Source organism: Candidatus Tisiphia endosymbiont of Myopa tessellatipennis, assembly GCF_964031105.1.
In the GTDB taxonomy this organism is placed as follows: domain Bacteria; phylum Pseudomonadota; class Alphaproteobacteria; order Rickettsiales; family Rickettsiaceae; genus Tisiphia.
In genome coordinates, this window is sequence record NZ_OZ035005.1 from 94,558 (window position 1) to 111,982 (window position 17,425).

At 32.2% G+C, this 17,425-nt stretch carries 18 protein-coding genes; 14 read left to right on the top strand and 4 right to left on the bottom strand.

Annotation, left to right across the window (positions count from 1 at the left end; translation table 11 throughout):
* Window positions 1-7 precede the first annotated feature (7 nt).
* The 3 genes from AAHN03_RS00485 (at window position 8) to AAHN03_RS00495 (ending at window position 3,257) form a co-directional block, all read left to right on the top strand.
* Entirely contained in the window at window positions 8-1,537 is a 1,530-nt protein-coding gene (locus AAHN03_RS00485; RefSeq protein ID WP_342278745.1) for an HlyD family type I secretion periplasmic adaptor subunit, read from the top strand.
* Between the two features lie 351 nt (window positions 1,538-1,888).
* A complete protein-coding gene (locus tag AAHN03_RS00490) occupies window positions 1,889-2,050 on the top strand; it encodes a hypothetical protein (RefSeq protein ID WP_341761148.1) in 162 nt (53 codons plus the stop codon).
* A 145-nt stretch (window positions 2,051-2,195) separates the two neighbouring features.
* Complete coding sequence (locus AAHN03_RS00495; protein WP_342278718.1) at window positions 2,196-3,257, top strand: IS110 family transposase; 1,062 nt, start codon at window positions 2,196-2,198, stop codon at window positions 3,255-3,257.
* 738 nt (window positions 3,258-3,995) lie between these two features.
* Here AAHN03_RS00495 and AAHN03_RS00500 read toward each other — a convergent pair.
* The gene (locus tag AAHN03_RS00500) at window positions 3,996-4,832 is read right to left on the bottom strand and encodes a DsbA family protein (RefSeq protein ID WP_342278746.1); all 837 of its coding nucleotides are present in this window, start codon (window positions 4,830-4,832) and stop codon (window positions 3,996-3,998) included.
* Between the two features lie 432 nt (window positions 4,833-5,264).
* On the opposite strand from AAHN03_RS00500, the gene AAHN03_RS00505 reads away from it, so the two are divergent.
* The gene (locus AAHN03_RS00505) at window positions 5,265-7,013 is read left to right on the top strand and encodes a hypothetical protein (RefSeq protein WP_342278747.1); all 1,749 of its coding nucleotides are present in this window, start codon (window positions 5,265-5,267) and stop codon (window positions 7,011-7,013) included.
* A 127-nt stretch (window positions 7,014-7,140) separates the two neighbouring features.
* On the opposite strand, the gene AAHN03_RS00510 is transcribed toward AAHN03_RS00505, so the two are convergent.
* Complete coding sequence (locus AAHN03_RS00510; RefSeq protein ID WP_342278748.1) at window positions 7,141-8,007, bottom strand: aminoglycoside phosphotransferase family protein; 867 nt, start codon at window positions 8,005-8,007, stop codon at window positions 7,141-7,143.
* A 287-nt stretch (window positions 8,008-8,294) separates the two neighbouring features.
* Between AAHN03_RS00510 and AAHN03_RS00515 the strand changes: the two genes are divergently transcribed.
* From AAHN03_RS00515 to AAHN03_RS00525, 3 genes are all read left to right on the top strand, one after another.
* The gene (locus tag AAHN03_RS00515) at window positions 8,295-8,450 is read left to right on the top strand and encodes a Sec-independent protein translocase subunit TatA (RefSeq protein WP_341747719.1); all 156 of its coding nucleotides are present in this window, start codon (window positions 8,295-8,297) and stop codon (window positions 8,448-8,450) included.
* Window positions 8,443-8,610: a palindromic element RPE1 domain-containing protein gene (locus AAHN03_RS00520; protein ID WP_342278749.1), complete on the top strand. Its 168-nt coding sequence runs from the start codon at window positions 8,443-8,445 to the stop codon at window positions 8,608-8,610. The genes AAHN03_RS00515 and AAHN03_RS00520 overlap by 8 nt, the downstream gene beginning before the upstream one ends.
* Before the next feature lie 137 nt (window positions 8,611-8,747).
* Window positions 8,748-8,909 carry a hypothetical protein gene (locus AAHN03_RS00525; protein WP_341761540.1) on the top strand — a complete coding sequence of 54 codons (162 nt, stop codon included), beginning with the start codon at window positions 8,748-8,750 and terminating at the stop codon, window positions 8,907-8,909.
* A 531-nt stretch (window positions 8,910-9,440) separates the two neighbouring features.
* Here the strand turns inward: AAHN03_RS00525 and AAHN03_RS00530 are convergent.
* On the bottom strand, window positions 9,441-11,324 hold the full coding sequence (locus AAHN03_RS00530; RefSeq protein WP_342278750.1) for a DUF3857 domain-containing protein: 1,884 nt from the start codon (window positions 11,322-11,324) through the stop codon (window positions 9,441-9,443).
* A 79-nt stretch (window positions 11,325-11,403) separates the two neighbouring features.
* A complete protein-coding gene (locus AAHN03_RS00535) occupies window positions 11,404-11,628 on the bottom strand; it encodes a DUF2674 domain-containing protein (RefSeq protein WP_342278751.1) in 225 nt (74 codons plus the stop codon).
* A gap of 760 nt (window positions 11,629-12,388) precedes the next feature.
* On the opposite strand from AAHN03_RS00535, the gene AAHN03_RS00540 reads away from it, so the two are divergent.
* The 7 genes from AAHN03_RS00540 (at window position 12,389) to AAHN03_RS00570 (ending at window position 16,925) form a co-directional block, all read left to right on the top strand.
* The gene (locus AAHN03_RS00540; protein WP_342278752.1) at window positions 12,389-13,240 is read left to right on the top strand and encodes an Rpn family recombination-promoting nuclease/putative transposase; all 852 of its coding nucleotides are present in this window, start codon (window positions 12,389-12,391) and stop codon (window positions 13,238-13,240) included.
* Between the two features lie 90 nt (window positions 13,241-13,330).
* Window positions 13,331-13,573 carry a Holliday junction ATP-dependent DNA helicase RuvA gene (locus AAHN03_RS00545; RefSeq protein ID WP_342278753.1) on the top strand — a complete coding sequence of 81 codons (243 nt, stop codon included), beginning with the start codon at window positions 13,331-13,333 and terminating at the stop codon, window positions 13,571-13,573.
* 3 nt (window positions 13,574-13,576) lie between these two features.
* Window positions 13,577-14,179: a Holliday junction branch migration protein RuvA gene (gene ruvA, locus AAHN03_RS00550; protein WP_342278754.1), complete on the top strand. Its 603-nt coding sequence runs from the start codon at window positions 13,577-13,579 to the stop codon at window positions 14,177-14,179.
* The gene (gene ruvB, locus AAHN03_RS00555; RefSeq protein ID WP_342278755.1) at window positions 14,172-15,152 is read left to right on the top strand and encodes a Holliday junction branch migration DNA helicase RuvB; all 981 of its coding nucleotides are present in this window, start codon (window positions 14,172-14,174) and stop codon (window positions 15,150-15,152) included. Before ruvA ends, ruvB begins: the two co-directional genes overlap by 8 nt.
* Before the next feature lie 27 nt (window positions 15,153-15,179).
* Window positions 15,180-15,380: a tetratricopeptide repeat protein gene (locus AAHN03_RS00560; RefSeq protein ID WP_342278756.1), complete on the top strand. Its 201-nt coding sequence runs from the start codon at window positions 15,180-15,182 to the stop codon at window positions 15,378-15,380.
* 176 nt (window positions 15,381-15,556) lie between these two features.
* Window positions 15,557-15,718: a hypothetical protein gene (locus tag AAHN03_RS00565; protein ID WP_341761148.1), complete on the top strand. Its 162-nt coding sequence runs from the start codon at window positions 15,557-15,559 to the stop codon at window positions 15,716-15,718.
* Between the two features lie 145 nt (window positions 15,719-15,863).
* Window positions 15,864-16,925, top strand: coding sequence for an IS110 family transposase (locus AAHN03_RS00570; RefSeq protein ID WP_342278757.1), 1,062 nt, complete (start codon window positions 15,864-15,866; stop codon window positions 16,923-16,925).
* Window positions 16,926-17,425: the final 500 nt, after the last annotated feature.

Genomic DNA, 17,425 nt, shown 5'->3' on the forward strand with positions numbered 1-17,425 from the left:
TTTAAATATGGAAGAAAAGTCAAATAACAATAAGCCGGCATTTACAGCGGAGCAACTTAAACAACTTTTGTCGCTACAAAATGATTTAACACACACAAAAAAAACAAAGGGAGCTATTGTATCACAAAAGGTAATAGTAAAGATTTCTAATGCCATTAAAAATACATTATATTATCTTGATCGTTTCGTCAATTTTGTTACTAAAAATAATGATGTTGATCGCAATGATGTAGTGCAGATTGCTAGATCCCCTATTCTTTTTGGAGTGTATGTAATAATCTTTTTTGTATTAGTTGGAGGGGTATGGGGCAGTTTTGCTCCTCTTGATAGTGCTGCTACAGCATTGGGTGTTGTTATAACGAGTGGTAATAAGAAGACAATTAATCACCAAGAAGGTGGAATTATAGCTAATATTTTTGTTAAACAAGGTGATCAAGTTAAAGAAGGTGATAAATTAATAGAGCTAGAAGATACAAGAATTAAGTCAGCATATGAAAGTAATTTAAGCCAATATAGACATGCTTTAGCAACGGAAAGTCGTTTAATTGCTGAGAGAGATAATCAAGATAAGATTGAATTCCCAGAATTATTAACCAAAAATATCAATTTACCTGAAGTAGCAAGGATTATACATACCCAAGAAAATTTATTTCAGTCTAAAAAAGAAGTATATAAAAGTGAAAAAAATGCCTTACATCAAAGGATCGAGCAATTAAATAAAAGAATCGAAGGTATGCAGGCTAAAAAAGTTGCAAATGTAAAAACTCTAGAGGTTGTTAAGGATCGTTTAAAGGCAATGGATACATTGCATGGAAAAGGTTTTGCCAATAAAGCCGCTTTATTAGACTTAGAAGCTAAGGAAGCACAGTACAAAAGTGAGATAGCTATGGCAGAAGCTGAGATTGCATCTATTAAGCATTCGATTACAGAGTGTGAGATTAGCATTATTAACTTACAGAATAAATATACAGAGAAAACTCTGACTGAACTAAAAGAGACACAAGAGCTAGTAGCTCGTTTTAAAGAGGCATTTAATGCACATCAGGACTCTTTAAATCGGGTGGTTATTAAATCACCAGTTGATGGTATTATAAATGTATTGAACTATCATACAATAGGACAGGTGATTTCACCAAGTTATCCGATTCTAGAGATTTCTCCAACTGATGATAGTTTGATAATAGAAGCAAAAGTTCCAAGCAAGAATATAGATTCAGTGCATGAAGGCTTGGTAGCAAAAATTCGCTTCAGTGCTTTTAAATCTAGAACAACGCCGTTATTTACTGGCAAAGTTGTTAAAATATCTCCTGATATTGTACAAGACAGAAATACTCCAAGCCAAGATCCTACCACTTATTATATCGCTAGAATTGAGATTGATATGGATGAGTTTAATAAGATTGCAAAAGCTAAAAAGTTAGAGTTACATCCTGGTATGCAAGCGGAAGTTCAAATCGTCACTGGCACAAGGACTCTCCTGAGATATTTACTTGATCCTATTACTGATACGATGTTTAGAGCATTTAAAGAGAAATGATATAGCTAACTAAAGAAGGTTTTAGCCAAAAATGCCTAGTACTACAAATAGTACTAACGTTAAAACGCTGTCATTCCCGCTTCGGCGGGAATCTAAAAAAATAACATAGAAGGTCTGTTATACTGCTCGTAAATGAAGAGTTGGTAGACGAAGATCAAAATCAACAAGTGCTAGGAGTGTTCAAGCCGAGGAGCACAGCGTACATTAGTACGTGGCTACCTGCGGTCTTGGACAACGACAACGCAATTGTTGATTTTCATCGAGTATATCATAATACCCTACTTTTTTTATATAACCACCATTAAAATGGCTGCTGATCGTCTATTAGCGACTCATCTTCGAGACAAAAAAGTGCTTAAAACGTCTAAAGAATCAGGTTTGCAGTGGTTTTGGCATGAAGTTTGTAGTCATGTAAACATCACTTTTCTACTTGACATACTAAAAATTAGTCAACATAATGCTTCTTATGTGTATTACCATTGTTTTGTTTCAAATAAAAACTCTTGTCATTAAAGTACACTTTTATCAGTATTTCTTTATTATAAAATTCCACAGGTGAAAAAATAATGGTATGGATCTCCTGATATACAGAATGAAAAGCAGTTGCTAATCTTCTAAAGTTAATATTAAATATTAAAATAACAATCAGGATGCTAAGATGGAAGTTACCACAATTGGTATAGATATTGCAAAAAGAATTTTCCAAATTCATGGTGTAGATAAAAATGGTAAGACGGTATTAAAGAAAAAATTAATGAGAGATCAAGTTTTAACATTTATGGCTAATTTACCAAAATGTTTGGTAGGGATGGAAGCTTGCGGCGGAGCTAGTTACTGGGCAAGAGAAATAACTAAATTGGGGCATACAGTAAAACTAATGGCAGCACAATTTGTCAAACCGTATGTTAAAACTAATAAAAATGATCAAGCTGATGCAGAAGCTATATGTGAAGCGGTAACAAGACCAAATATGAGGTTTGTACCAATTAGAACTGTAGAACAACAAGATATTTTATCAATTCATCGAGTAAGAGAGAGATTGGTAAAAAATCGTACTGCCCTTGCTAATGAAATTAGGGGTCTACTACATGAATTTGGTTTTATTATTCCTCAAGGGATCAATAAGGTTATGACAAAATTAACCGAGATTTTAGATGAAGGAAATTTAAGCCAGCTGGGTTATCAAACATTTAGTGAACTGAAAGAGGAATTTTTGGATAATGACAAAAAAATAAAAGAGATAGAAAAAAGATTAAAAATAATAGCTAGCAACTTAACTCAATATCAACGATTAACAGCTATACCTAGTCTTGGTTTAATTACTGCTACTGCTTTAATAGCATCAATAGGTAATGCTACAAGTTTTGAGAATGGTAGGCAATTATCGGCATGGTTTGGATTAGTGCCAAGGCAGCATTCCAGTGGAGGGAAAGATAAGTTGCTTGGAATTAGCAAGCGAGGTGATGTTTACTTGCGTACTCTATTGATCCAAGGAGCTAGAGCTGTACTAAATGCCAAGATAAGATTTACATTGGAAGAACAAAAATCTAAAAAAGATTTTAGCAAATTTACGCAGTGGATGTTTAATTTATCTGAGCGAAATGGACATAATAAAACAGTAGTTGCTGTAGCTAATAAACTGGCAAGAGTGGTGTTTGCAGTACTAAGGTCAGGGGATGATTATGTAGAGAGTAAAGTTTGTAGCACAAAGCTATTATAATTAACATAAAATAAAATAAATAGTGGTTTATTAATTAATAGGTAAACAAAGAATATGTAAGAGATTCCAACCCGGAATATGCGTGAGATAATAATATTGATGGTAAATAAGACAAACCTTAGCTTACAAAGAAACTGATGACTACAATGGCTCTTTGAAGCCGATAAAATGATAAGTATATAGTAAATTTGTAAGCCAGCGAATTCCATCAGGGCTGTAGGATAAATTACACATAATTTATTAACTATAAGCCGGATACATGTATGCATTTGCATTTTTGCTATTAGATGTTATTTTTTTCTTGCATTTTACAGGAGGTTCATACATGTAGTCAGTAACGAGAATTTAATTCTACACTCCACTCGTCGCATAATACTCACGTTCTATAGCATAATTTCTGCTCATATTTATCTCGAAGATGAGTAGCGAGGAGTCGCGAAAAAGCGGCGATGCAACAATCCAGGATACACGAAGCGTTACTCTAAAAAAACAGCTTCGCTGTTTACCTAGATCGCCACGGCATCTAAAGAGTCTTGCTATGACGATTATAGAAAAATGTACTATGATTAGCTTGTTACATCGATAGTTGAGATTAAGTAAGTGTATTAATTTTCGGATTTGATATACTCTTCTGCTTTAAAGAATTGTTTTTTGAAAATATCATGGATTCGCATGCGTAACTATACTATATGTACACCTAGCATGCTCACCATTCATTTTCAAATCCAATTCTTCAAATCATTTGAGTATACTAGAGTTTTCTAACGTTTTATCAATTACCCTAGAAAGGATTTCTAAACTATATCCATTTGTTAGTATGCCATTAACAAAAAATGCGGGTGTACCAACAAAACCTTGTGAACTAGCAGCAATGTTAGTATTGGCAAGTAATGTTTCGACAATTTGATTATCATTAAGACATTTAGCATAAGTTTCTGCGGATACTCCACCAATTTGAGCTATATTTGTTAATAATTCACGATATCTATTACTACTGCCCCATTTATCTTGTTGTGCTAGTATTACACTTTGGAATTTAAGAAAACTCTCTAGATCATTTGGACAACGTGCCAAAATTGCTGCATCTAAATCTTGCTTATTACCGACAAATTCACGAATTATATAAGCAATTTTATTGGTATCAATATATTTCTTTTTAAGCTCAGGTAGAATTTTTTCATGATAATAAGCACAATGTGGGCAAGTTGGAGAAAAATACTCAACTACCACTACAGTTGCCTTAACATTACCAAGAACTATATCATTTTGGCTAACATTGAAAGTTGGTTTATAAGGCATCTGTTTCAAGCTAACATTATCAGTAGAGTTAGTAGCAGAATCCTCTACCGTATCTAGAGATTCTTCCGTATTAGTTGAAACCGTACTGTCTTGAGGATTTACTATTGTATTCCATTTATCATTGGCAAGGTTGTCATTATTTTCTTCTTGTGGAGCTTTTTCCTGAGTCACTTCAGCCTTATTATCAGGTTGTTCGTTTTTATTATTAGATTTATCACTTTCTTCCGAACATGATATTAACAATAATGAAATTATAATGATAAGGATATTATGCATAAGTTTTGATATAGTTTTAAGTTAAATTAAATACTTTACTCTTCAGGATTTTATATTCCTTATGAGAAGTCCTTATAAAAATAAGGTTTTACTGGTATTTAAGCAATAAAAATTTTTACTTATTCGTAACAAAATAATTAATTTATATACTATAAATATTTTTTCTAATAAATGCAAAAATACTATTAGTTAAAATAAAAATATTGTTATAATGATTTGAACCCCCGCGTAACTTTCGTGATAATTAAGTCTTATTTGTAAATAAGGTAACACAACCCAAGAAGAAGTGAAAAATATATTGGGATACCATGATGATACTGATATAATGCTTGATGGTAGCATGAAATGGGTATACATCCGTATAACTTATGTTCCGATTAGTTAATTGATTCTCCTCCCTAGATACTGAATAACACGATAAGAAAATTAATTATGAAAGATTTTAATACTAAGGTCATTAGTAAGTATACAGAAAGATTAAAAGGCTGTTTTGTCTCTTTAAGCTCTGAATGCATCGTGTCTTGTAAGTATCCTAGTACTTTAAAAAGGTCTTTGCGTACTTTTAATATTATAAAGATTCTACAACAGAATAGTGACTTGCTTGATTATCTTAGTCTAGATAGTCAAAAGAACTTGCTTTCTATTCTTGAGCATTACGGACCTCTCTCTATTGAAACGTTAAAGCAACAAAAATATCAAATGGAAGAGGTAACAAATTTTGTTACCTCTCTTAATCAATTGGTTGATTGCTTAAAAAGTTCTTCCACTTTACATCATGAAGAAAATAATAAGGCACTAAAACCTGTAATGGATTTAGCTAGAAACTTTGTACAACATTGTTGTATATTAATAATTGAAGATGTTAAAAATCAAGATGTTATAAATAATTTACAGGCAACTGCCATTGTTTTGAATTTAGATAATTTATCGCTTGAGCAACAAAATCTACTTTTAGATCAATTGTTGTTCATTAAAGAATTATGGCAGATTGATTCTACTATTGACATAAAGAAAGAATCTGTTCCTTTGTTATTTCATGCTAATATATTATTAACACTGAAAGAAGAGAACACAGTAGATTACGAATACATTTTTAAAAAAATTACTAATTTTTTAATAGATGATCACAATGTATTGATGGAGTTAACCAATGCTAAGTTAATTTGCTTATATAATAGGCTAAAAGATTTATGTATTAAATCTCAGACCATAAACCATATTTTGCTAAGAATACATGACGAGTCAAAATTTAGGAAGAGTTTCAGTAAACTTAATAATTCAGGGTATGAGCTTTCAGTATTATTTGAAAATTATAATGCAATAATACATCAGATAGAAAATGCAGAGTTCGCTATAATAGAAAGATTCTTACTTCGGCAAAATGTCTTTATGCATGAAATTTTAATTAATATTACAAAGCATATAGATGCTATCAGGATGCTCAATATAACAGAAGATTCTGATCTGAATTATATATTAGCTCAGATTAGAAAAAGGTTAACTCAAAATATCCAAAGTGGTCATACTATTTCTTTAATGATTTCTTCTATTGAGTCTAAATTTTCTGCAAAACTTGAAGTTAAAATTATCAAACGATATGCTTCTTTAGATAGTTTTACTAAAAATGCTTTAAAAACTAGGTATCAGTTGTTATTTAAAAATATTACTTCATTATTAAAAAAAGAGCTAAATTATGCAGAGTTTGTACAACAGGTAATAACATGTAGAATCGCAGCTGATTATAAGATAAATAGTAATGTTACTTCAGTTAGAACGTTAAGACTAATTGAACAAGAAAGGTTAGAAGTAAAAAAACAATTATGTGAAATAAATTTTGTAGAAACTTTTAGTGACAAATATTTAAATAAAACATCTAGTTTAAGTTTTAAAAAACATGTCAGGAGAACTAGTATAACAACTCCTGCAGGTTATGTTACGGTAATTATTAGAATATTACTAACAAATTTTAGTGTTGAACAGCTTCAACTTTTATCACAATTTTTAATGAATGGTAATCTAACTACAATTCGAACAATCGTTCAACAAGAGTTGGTTGTGCAAGTTAAAAAACGCACCACTATAAGTAAAGTAATATATTATGTATTTACTAGAAAGAAAAATGAACTTACCATGCTCAATAATATCAAGAGAATTCTAAATGAATATACTAACCTCAATTAGATATAAGAAGCCTTTTTTAGGGGTGTATTAATAAGCAGATTATAGTCAATTCAGGAGAATTTGATGCTAGGAACGATGGAGTGAAGCCTATAGATAATAGACGAGTGACGACGTCACCAAATTCTCATCAATTGACTATATCAAAAATTTTTGTAAGATTTGCTAACATAAGCATGTCAGAACCATCTTCTAAAGCCCAAACCCAAGAAAGTACAGATTGGACAAAACACCAATCGCTAATTCGCTCCGTATCTAAATCCAAGAGAGTTGCAAACTTAATGATGCGATTTGCAATAATACTCTCAACATCTTCTAAAGCAAGGAGTTCAGGGAGAGGATTACGAATAAATGCTGCTACCTCATATGCTTTTTCACCGATAACTCCTTTAGGATCAATAACCACCCAATTATCACCACTTTGTAGAATATTATCATGATGTAAATCACCATGAAGTAAAACTAACATTGACGATGTGCCTAGTAATTTATCTCGCAATTGTCTAGCTTTTTCTAAGTAGTAAGTTGGCACATCCCATTCTTTATCTAATACTGCCAACCAATCTGTGACATAAGGAAAACCTTCTGATGGCAAAGGTGCATAGTGTAATCTTTTCATTACATTACATGCTATTTTAATAGCCTCGTAATCTTTTACAGGAAAATAGGATTTTAATGATATATTAGAAATAGCCTGCTCAACTAGCAGTAAGCCGGTGCTTTCAGCTAAAACCTTCACACCCCCAAATTTAGAAAAAACTTTTAAAGCTGTTGATTCTCTCTTAAGATCATCAATGTCTAGCCCTAACTTTAAGATAATTGGCTGATAACCTTGGAAGCCTGCTAGGACATAATGGTAACTCAAGTTCTTAACTGGATTTAAGCTAGACAAACCGTACTCCTTGACCAATTTATGGACAATTTTTGGCAAATCATCTAACCAAACCTTACCTTGAACACCATAGATATTAGTAATGTTAGTTTCAAATGTTTTCATGATGATCTCAGAAAAATGCATTCTTAAAGTAGCTGGCACAAATGCATTTTAATCTATTATCGCTAATAATCTTAGCTAATAATATTATTAGCAAATGAAATATTTAACAATCAGGCATCAAACCACTTTAAGCCTGATTGTTTACATTCTCATTCCAATTTCGGATTAATGAAATTAATCCGAAATTGAGGTTGATAATAAATTTGTATTTTTTTATGCTAGATCAAATTAACTATTTGCTATAATATTATAGGTAATTCTAACTTAAAACTTATAAAATTGATATTATGGGAATGAGCTTCAGCCACTTATTAGTGATCTTATTAATCATCTTAGTGTTGTTTGGAGCTGGTAAGTTGCCTCAAGTGATGTCAGATCTTGCAAAAGGTCTTAAAGCTTTCAAGGAAGGAATGAAAGACATTGATAAGAAAAAAGATGAATAGACTTCTTTCGAAACTCGCTTATGCTGAGGGATTTGAAGGAGACGCGGAACCTCGACCCGCAGCGTACTCTAATGTACGTGAGGATTCGAGTACCGCATCGACGTACAAATCACCAGCAGAAGTAGAGTTTCGAAAGAAGTCTAATAACCTGTTTTGCTAGGTGATGTGAAGATTTCTATCTAATTCTTATCGATCGTTATTTTCGTTCTCGAATCCGTAATACCATTTCCCAAAACTAAATTGCTACTCGGAGTACGAGTGTCAGCTACCTTCGCGTCTCATCTTCGAGACGAAAAAGTGCTTGAAACGTCTAAAGAATCAGGTTCGCAGTGGTTTTGGCATGAAGTTTGTAGTCATGTAAACATCACTTTTCTACTTGACATACTAAAAATTAGTCAACATAATGCTTCTTATGTGTATTACCATTGTTTTGTTTCAAATAAAAACTCTTGTCATTAAAGTACACTTTTATCAGTATTTCTTTATTATAAAATTCCACAGGTGAAAAAATGTAGTCAGTAACGAGAATTTAATTCTACACTCCACTCGTCGCATAATACTCACGTTCTATAGCATAATTTCTGCTCATATTTATCTCGAAGATGAGTCGCGTACAACTAGTACGTGAGGAGCGGGGATTATGAAGTACGACGACGTGATGATTAGTTTTCGGAAATGGTATAACACCACAACTGTTGAAAGTTAAAAAACCGTCATCGCGATGAGCTTTGTAAGCCCTAAACCGTCTATTAGCGAGGAGTCGCTGTAAGCGACGACGTGGCAATCTTGTGAAGAAGAGCTTACTTCATGAGATCGCCACGGCGTCTATCGACGCCTCGCGATGACGATTTTTAACTTTCAACAGTTGTGGCTGTAAGACCGACTAAGCAATCCAGTAACATCATTTATCTATAGATTGTTTCCTAGATTGCTTCGCTTACGCTCGCAATGACGCTGTGGTATAGGTGTACAGTTGTGGGATAATTATACTCATTCAATAACTATCGCAGCTCGCTCAAATTTATTTTCTAAGTTGCTTTTAAGGTTTTTATATTGAGGAGTTTTTAACTCTTCATTGGTAATCAAACTTTTTCTTATGGAGATTATATCTGTAAATTCGGTATCTTTATCCTGATATTTACATGATCTATTGACATATATCCACGGAGTATCAACCTCAAAGTTTAATTTTTTACAGTCTTTAATTATAATATTTTTTATAATTATATGTCTTGTGTTAGTGTTAGGTATACCTATAAAAAGGTCTGATACTTGGTCAAAAGCTGTATTTGTAATATCCTCCATCCCATATAATCTTAACCTTAAACCAAACCCCTTATTGGTTTTAAAAATTCGATTTTTTTGCTGATATGCGTATTTAATTGTAAGATCCTTGACAATACGAGAAGTAAGATCAGGTAATTCTAAAAATTTCTTGTCTTCTTCATCAAGATATACTCCTGTCAACATGTGGAAAGTAAAATCCCTTAGCTGTTCATTTGATTCATATAACCCAGCACCTGTTATATTTACTGCTGTTTCTCCTTGTAAATCAAGCTGACCATGCACATCTACAATATTATTTCTTATTACGAACTCATTGTGCATTATAGCTTGTGAATTTTGATGGGCTATTTCAGGAACTTTGGTATAACCTGCTTCTTGCATATCTAATACCAAGGCTAACTTACCTGCAACATCCGAAAAAATTCCTTGTGCCATACTGACAAAGTTTGTTGGGTCAATCCAATATATTTTTCCATTTTTATTAGCTACTTTAAGCATCACATGATTAAAATTTCTAACATTAGGTAATGCATCTGGGTTAGAAAAATTAGTAATACCTCGCATTACTAAAATGGGTTGAACCTTAAACCCAAGCTTTTGCAAGATAACAGCAGTACTTGCAGAAAAATCTTTGCAATCACCAATTTGAGAAGTAGCAATCTTTTCTAAATCTCTAGGAAAATACCGACCTGATACTGTTCGCCAATCACCCATATATTGGATTTTCTCAGCTAATGAAGAAGTAACAAAATTAATTTTTTCTTCATCGGTATTTTTATCTAGAGCAGATTCCGCTATATTCATGAAAATTGTAGGAAGTGGTTGATTGATTACCTTAGAATAGCCAGGAGCTAATTGTTTGGCCAAATCTTGCCATTTGGTTAAACTTGATAAAGATACCCAAGTTTTGTGCTTAATATTTAATATACCATTACTTGGTTCATTGGTCAATTGATTATAAACAGGTTTCTCTAGGATAATCTCTGCCGAATGAAAGTCACTTTCAGCATCGGTAATAACTTTTAATACGCCTTTTGGGTCGTTTACTTTGATATTTAGAGGTAATTTGGAATTAATCTTAGTTCTACTTGCTTGCAAGTAACCTTCCCTACCATAGAATATGGTATCACCATAAAAATCATCTATAGCAACTTTTGTTTCAACATACTTATATTTTAAGTATATTTCTGCACCAAGTTCCACTTTAGGGAATGAGATAGTTATCTGATTTAGCTGATCAAAACCTTGTCCAAAACTAGCTAACGGTTTATCCTCAATCATATCTTTAGAAACTACATATTCTTGCCCATTATAAATAGTCTTGGCTTCTAATATAGAGATTTTGGAACTATAGTTATTATAAGTCAATCTATATTGAGAGAACTGACTACGTCCTGATTCTTTTAGTATTTTTGCGTGTATTTCCATTATTTCTTCAGAAGTACCATCTTGGTTAATAGTAATATCGTTGTTACAAAATTTTATTTCAACAGGAGCATCTTCGTACTTACTCCATCTTCCTTGAGCGGAGTAGTTTATTAAAAATACTAATAATATTAGACGAAGACAAAATTTTAAATAAGTCATTATAAATAATCCTAAAAATAAAGAAATACCCCTTAGTTACCAGCATTATAAGGTATTGTAAACTAAAAAATAGAGACCACTAAGTAAAAATGATCTTTTTTCTTGGAGGGATATAAACAATTTTTTCTTGGTCATTTATATTATTGTCATAATTCATTTTTTCCATGACACCAATAAAATAATTACCATGTGGCATTAGTTTTACTATTGCCCAACCGTCCATAATAAATTGAGTAATTTTATCTAAATCAGATTTGTTTTCAGCGAAAGATATAATTTTTTTATGGGGTTTTACCCTTGTCATAATCTTATTTTTTATTAATTTTAATTTCTTATATTTATTATTACTAAATCTTTTGATTAGTACGGCTGTAACAATAATTGCATCGAAACTGTGTTAGCTTTATTAGAGGGAAAATGTATACTCAAATGATTTGAAGCATTGGATTTGAAAATGAATGGTGAGCATGTTAGGCGTACATATTAGTATAGTTACGCATGCGAATCCATGATATTTTCAAAAAACAATTCGTAGGAGCAGAAGAGTATATGTATTTTTTGAAATACACTAACATTATCCCAAAAGTTAACTGATTTGATTGACCTTTCTTTTTCTTACATAAAATTAGATACTCTAATGATAAATTATATAGTCAAATACATTGAATTAGGTGGTAAAAACATAGAAGTAGTTTTCACAATCAACTGATTTTATCAATTATCTTTCCACCTAATTCAATGTATTTGACTATATTACATTTTTATCTGTTCCTAGAATTCACGGTGTCAGTATCTTTTAATATCAATCTATCCTAGATAACTAATTATTGCAACACTTTCTTTTATTTTAAATACATAATGCTGAGGGATTTAAAGAAGCCACGAAACCTCGACCCACAGCGGACAATGATGTACGTGAGGAGCAGAGTATCGGTAGTACGAATAAATTACCAGCAGAAGTAGAGTTTGCCAAAGATATCTATTATATTTTCCACATTATATCTTAGTGCTTTATAATTTCTGTGCTATACTAGCTTTAGAATTGATAACTACTAATAGCATATATGGATAAAATAACTCCTCGAGTTGATTTGGCATTTAAGAAAATCTTTGGTGTAGAAGAGAATAAGGACTTGCTGATATCCTTGATTAATTCAATTGTATCTAAGGAAGATCAAGTGGCAGAGGTAACGCTGCTTAATCCATATAATCCAAAGAGCTTTAAGAATGATAAACTCTCAATATTAGACGTGAAAGCCAAATCTGTTGATGGCAAAAGGTTCAATATTGAAATTCAAATTAGCGACGAAGCTGATTATGATAAGCGAGCTTTATATTATTGGGCTAAATTATATACCGAACAATTAAAGGTAGCTCAGGACTATTCTACCCTAAGCAAAGCCATTGGTATTCATATTCTAAACTTTACTTCTATTCCGAATGTAACTAAATATCACAATGTTTTCCATATAGTAGAAAAAGATAGTGGCTTGTTATATTTCAAAGACCTCGAATTACATACTATTGAGCTTAATAAGTTTACTGATAATTCTTATGAGGAATTACCTGATATACTGAAAAAAGTAAAAAACTCTCTAGACATGTGGACAGCTTTTCTAACAAGACATGACCTACTTAACAAAGATAATTTACCTAAAGAATTAGACAATGCCAGCTTAAAAAAAGCTCTAACAGTGTTAAATGTTATGAACTTTACTGACGAAGAAAGGGAAGCTTATGAAGACCATCTTAAATGGCTGCGTATCGAAGCTAATACTCTGAAAAAACAACTGGAGAAAGGTAGAGAGGAAGGTATAATAGCTATAGCAAAAGAAATGCTATTAAACAATGAGCCGATGGAAAAAATTATTAAATACACTAAGTTAAGTAAATCTCAAATAGAAAATCTAAAATGACTTACGATCCTCAAATTTATCATTTACTATCATTTACTAACATATTCTATTATTGTTATGTAATGGTTAGCTATAGCAGAAGAGGAAATTATGATTAAGAGTATTTGGGCAAAGGTTAAATATGTAGTATACTTGCTTATATATATAGTGATTACTTGGGTTACTACGAGAATTATACTTATATCAACATTTCCTGATGATGGTCAATGCCATTGCACTGAAACTCCAACGTTACTGCATTATATTTTAGCTTCGATAGTAACTATATTGCCAGTAATAGCACATATATGTACAAAAAATCGTAAACCAAAAGTAAAGTCTGATACTAAATAAATTATGATTGGTAAATTAAAAGGTAAAATAGATGCATGTTTTAATGATTATGTCATTATTGATGTTAGTGGTGTTGGATATTTAGTGTATTGTTCTAGTAAAACTTTAAATAAGTTAGTCGTTAATGAGTTTTGTCAATTATTTATTGAAACACATGTAAGAGAAGATCATATTAATCTTTACGGCTTTTTATCTCTCGAAGAGAAGGCTTTTTTTAATTTATTACAATCGGTAAACGGTATTGGTACAAGAATGGCTTTAGCTATTTTATCAAATTTATCACCCAAGCAAATCCAATCAGCGATAGCAAGAAGGGATAAAGAAGCTTTTAAAGCCATTTCTAGTGTTGGGCTAAAACTAGCTGAACGAATTATCATAGAGTTAAAGGATAAAGCTTTAACTAATTTTACTAACAACCTTACCATGGATAACAATGATACTGACTTAGCTAAGATATCATCTGATGCCACATTAGTGTTAACCTCGCTTGGTATTGGTAAAACTGAAGCACAGAATTTAGTACAGGGAATTATTGCAGAAAATTCTAATCTCTCTATTAATGAACTAATTAAACTTGCACTAAAAGCACGTGGATCCAATGTCTAAAAATATTTTGTCAGCTGATATACTTCCGAGTGATCAAGAATTTTCTCTACGACCTAGCTATTTAAGAGAATTTGTCGGACAACAACAAATTAAGGATAATTTATCCATTTTTATCCAAGCAGCTAAAAATAGGTCTGAACATTTAGATCATACATTATTTTACGGTCCTCCTGGACTTGGTAAAACCACTCTTGCACAAATTATTTCTAAGGAAATGGGAGTAAATTTTAAATCCACCTCAGGACCTGCTATATCAAAAGCAGCTGACCTAGCTGCTATACTTACTAATTTGCAAGATAATGATGTGTTATTTATCGATGAAATTCACCGTCTTAGTACAAATATTGAAGAAGTATTGTACCAAGCAATGGAAGATTTTGCTTTAGACATAGTTATTGGTGAAGGACCTTCAGCAAGGTCAGTAAAAATCAATCTACCCAATTTCACTTTAGTTGGAGCAACTACTAGGCTCGGTTTACTCAGCAATCCTTTGAGAGATAGATTTGGCATACCATTGCGGTTGCATTTTTATAACGTAGCTGAATTAAAACTTGTTTTGAGTAGAGCTAGTAAATTGCTAGCAATTAATTTAACCGATGAGGCATTAGAAGAGATAGCGGGGCGTAGTAGAGGAACTCCAAGAATTGCCCTTAGGCTAGTTAGACGAGTGAGAGATTTTGCTTCTGTCGATGATAAGCTAGAAATTGATAAAAATATTGCCAATATCTCCCTAAATCGATTAGAAGTTGACAAAATAGGTTTAGATAGTAATGATTATAGATACTTAAAATTTATAGCTGATAATTATGCTGGTGGTCCGGTTGGTATAGAGACAATTGCAGCAGCTCTATCAGAACAACGTGATGCTGTTGAAGAGACTATAGAACCATATTTAATACAAATAGGGTTATTACAACGTACCCCAAGAGGTAGAGTTATTACTAAAAATGCCTTTGACCATCTTGGAATATAGTAATTTACAGTTACAAAGAGGTAGTTTATGAAAATAATCAACATAAAACAACAGAAAAACCCGCTTAGTTCAATGTCGTCTCCTATAGTCTTTGATTTAGCAATTAAATATAAACCTGATCTTGCTAAAGCTTATAATAACAAAGGTGTTGCCTTGAACAAGTTAGGTAAATACTCGCAATCAGAAGAAGCATTTAGCAAGGCAGAGCGACTTAGAACAAAACATTAAAAATTATAGAATGTATAGCTAACCCGACTAACATTACTCCGTCATTGCGAGGAGCTACTTTAGTGGCGACGAAGCAATCCAAAAAAGTTAGAAATGGATTGCTTCGTCGGCTCACGCCTCCTCGCAATGACACTAGGATTTATGTACTCTTCGCTACTCATCTTCGAGACAAAAAAGTGCTTAAAACGTCTAAAGAATCAGGTTTGCAGTGGTTTTGGCATGAAGTTTGTAGTCATGTAAACATCACTTTTCTACTTGACATACTAAAAATTAGTCAACATAATGCTTCTTATGTGTATTACCATTGTTTTGTTTCAAATAAAAATTCTTGTCATTAAAGTACACTTTTATCAGTATTTATTTATTATAAAATTCCACAGGTGAAAAAATAATGGTATGGACCTCCTGATATACAGAATGAAAAGCAGTTGCTAATCTTCTAAAGTTAATATTAAATATTAAAATAACAATCAGGAGTCTAAGATGGAAGTTACCACAATTGGTATAGATATTGCAAAAAGAATTTTCCAAATTCATGGTGTAGATAAAAATGGTAAGACGGTATTAAAGAAAAAATTAATGAGAGATCAAGTTTTAACATTTATGGCTAATTTACCAAAATGTTTGGTAGGGATGGAAGCTTGCGGCGGAGCTAGTTACTGGGCAAGAGAAATAACTAAATTGGGGCATACAGTAAAACTAATGGCAGCACAATTTGTCAAACCGTATGTTAAAACTAATAAAAATGATCAAGCTGATGCAGAAGCTATATGTGAAGCGGTAACAAGACCAAATATGAGGTTTGTACCAATTAAAACTGTAGAACAACAAGATATTTTGTCAATTCATCGGGTAAGAGAGAGATTGGTAAAAAACCGTACGGCACTTGCGAATGAAATTAGAGGATTATTACATGAATTTGGTTTTATTATTCCTCAAGGGATCAATAAGGTTGTAACAAAATTAACTGAGATTTTAGATGAAGGAAATTTGAGTCAGCTAGGTTACCAAACATTTAGTGAACTGAAAGAGGAATTTTTGGATAATGACAAAAAAATAAAAGAGATAGAAAAAAGATTAAAAATAATAGCTAGCAACTTAACTCAATATCAACGATTAACAGCTATACCTGGTCTTGGTTTAATTACTGCTACTGCTTTAATAGCATCAATAGGTAATGCTACAAGTTTTGAGAATGGTAGGCAATTATCGGCATGGTTTGGATTAGTGCCAAGGCAGTATTCCAGTGGAGGGAAAGATAAGTTGCTTGGAATTAGCAAGCGAGGTGATGTTTACTTGCGTACTCTATTGATCCAAGGAGCTAGAGCTGTACTAAATGCCAAGATAAGATTTACATCGGAAGAACAAAAATCTAAAAAAGATTTTAGCAAATTTACGCAGTGGATGTTTAATTTATCTGAGCGAAATGGACATAATAAAACAGTAGTTGCTGTAGCTAATAAACTGGCAAGAGTGGTGTTTGCAGTACTAAGGTCAGGGGATGATTATGTAGAGAGTAAAGTTTGTAGCACAAAGCTATTATAATTAACATAAAATAAAATAAATAGTGGTTTATTAATTAATAGGTAAACAAAGAATATGTAAGAGATTCCAACCCGGAATATGCGTGAGATAATAATATTGATGGTAAATAAGACAAACCTTAGCTTACAAAGAAACTGATGACTACAATGGCTCTTTGAAGCCGATAAAATGATAAGTATATAGTTTGTAAGCCAGCGAATTCCATCAGGGCTGTAGGATAAATTATACATAATTTATTAACTATAAGCCGGATACATGTATGCATTTGCATTTTTGCTATTAGATGTTATTTTTTTCTTGCATTTTACAGGAGGTCCATACATGTAGTCAGTAACGAGAATTTAATTCTACACTCCACTCGTCGCATAATACTCACGTTCTATAGCATAATTTCTGCTCATATTTATCTCGAAGATGAGTCGCTAATAGCCGGAGTAATGCTAATCGGAGTTAGCTATATATTTTAAAAACAAACTAAGAAATACTTAAGAAAGAAATAT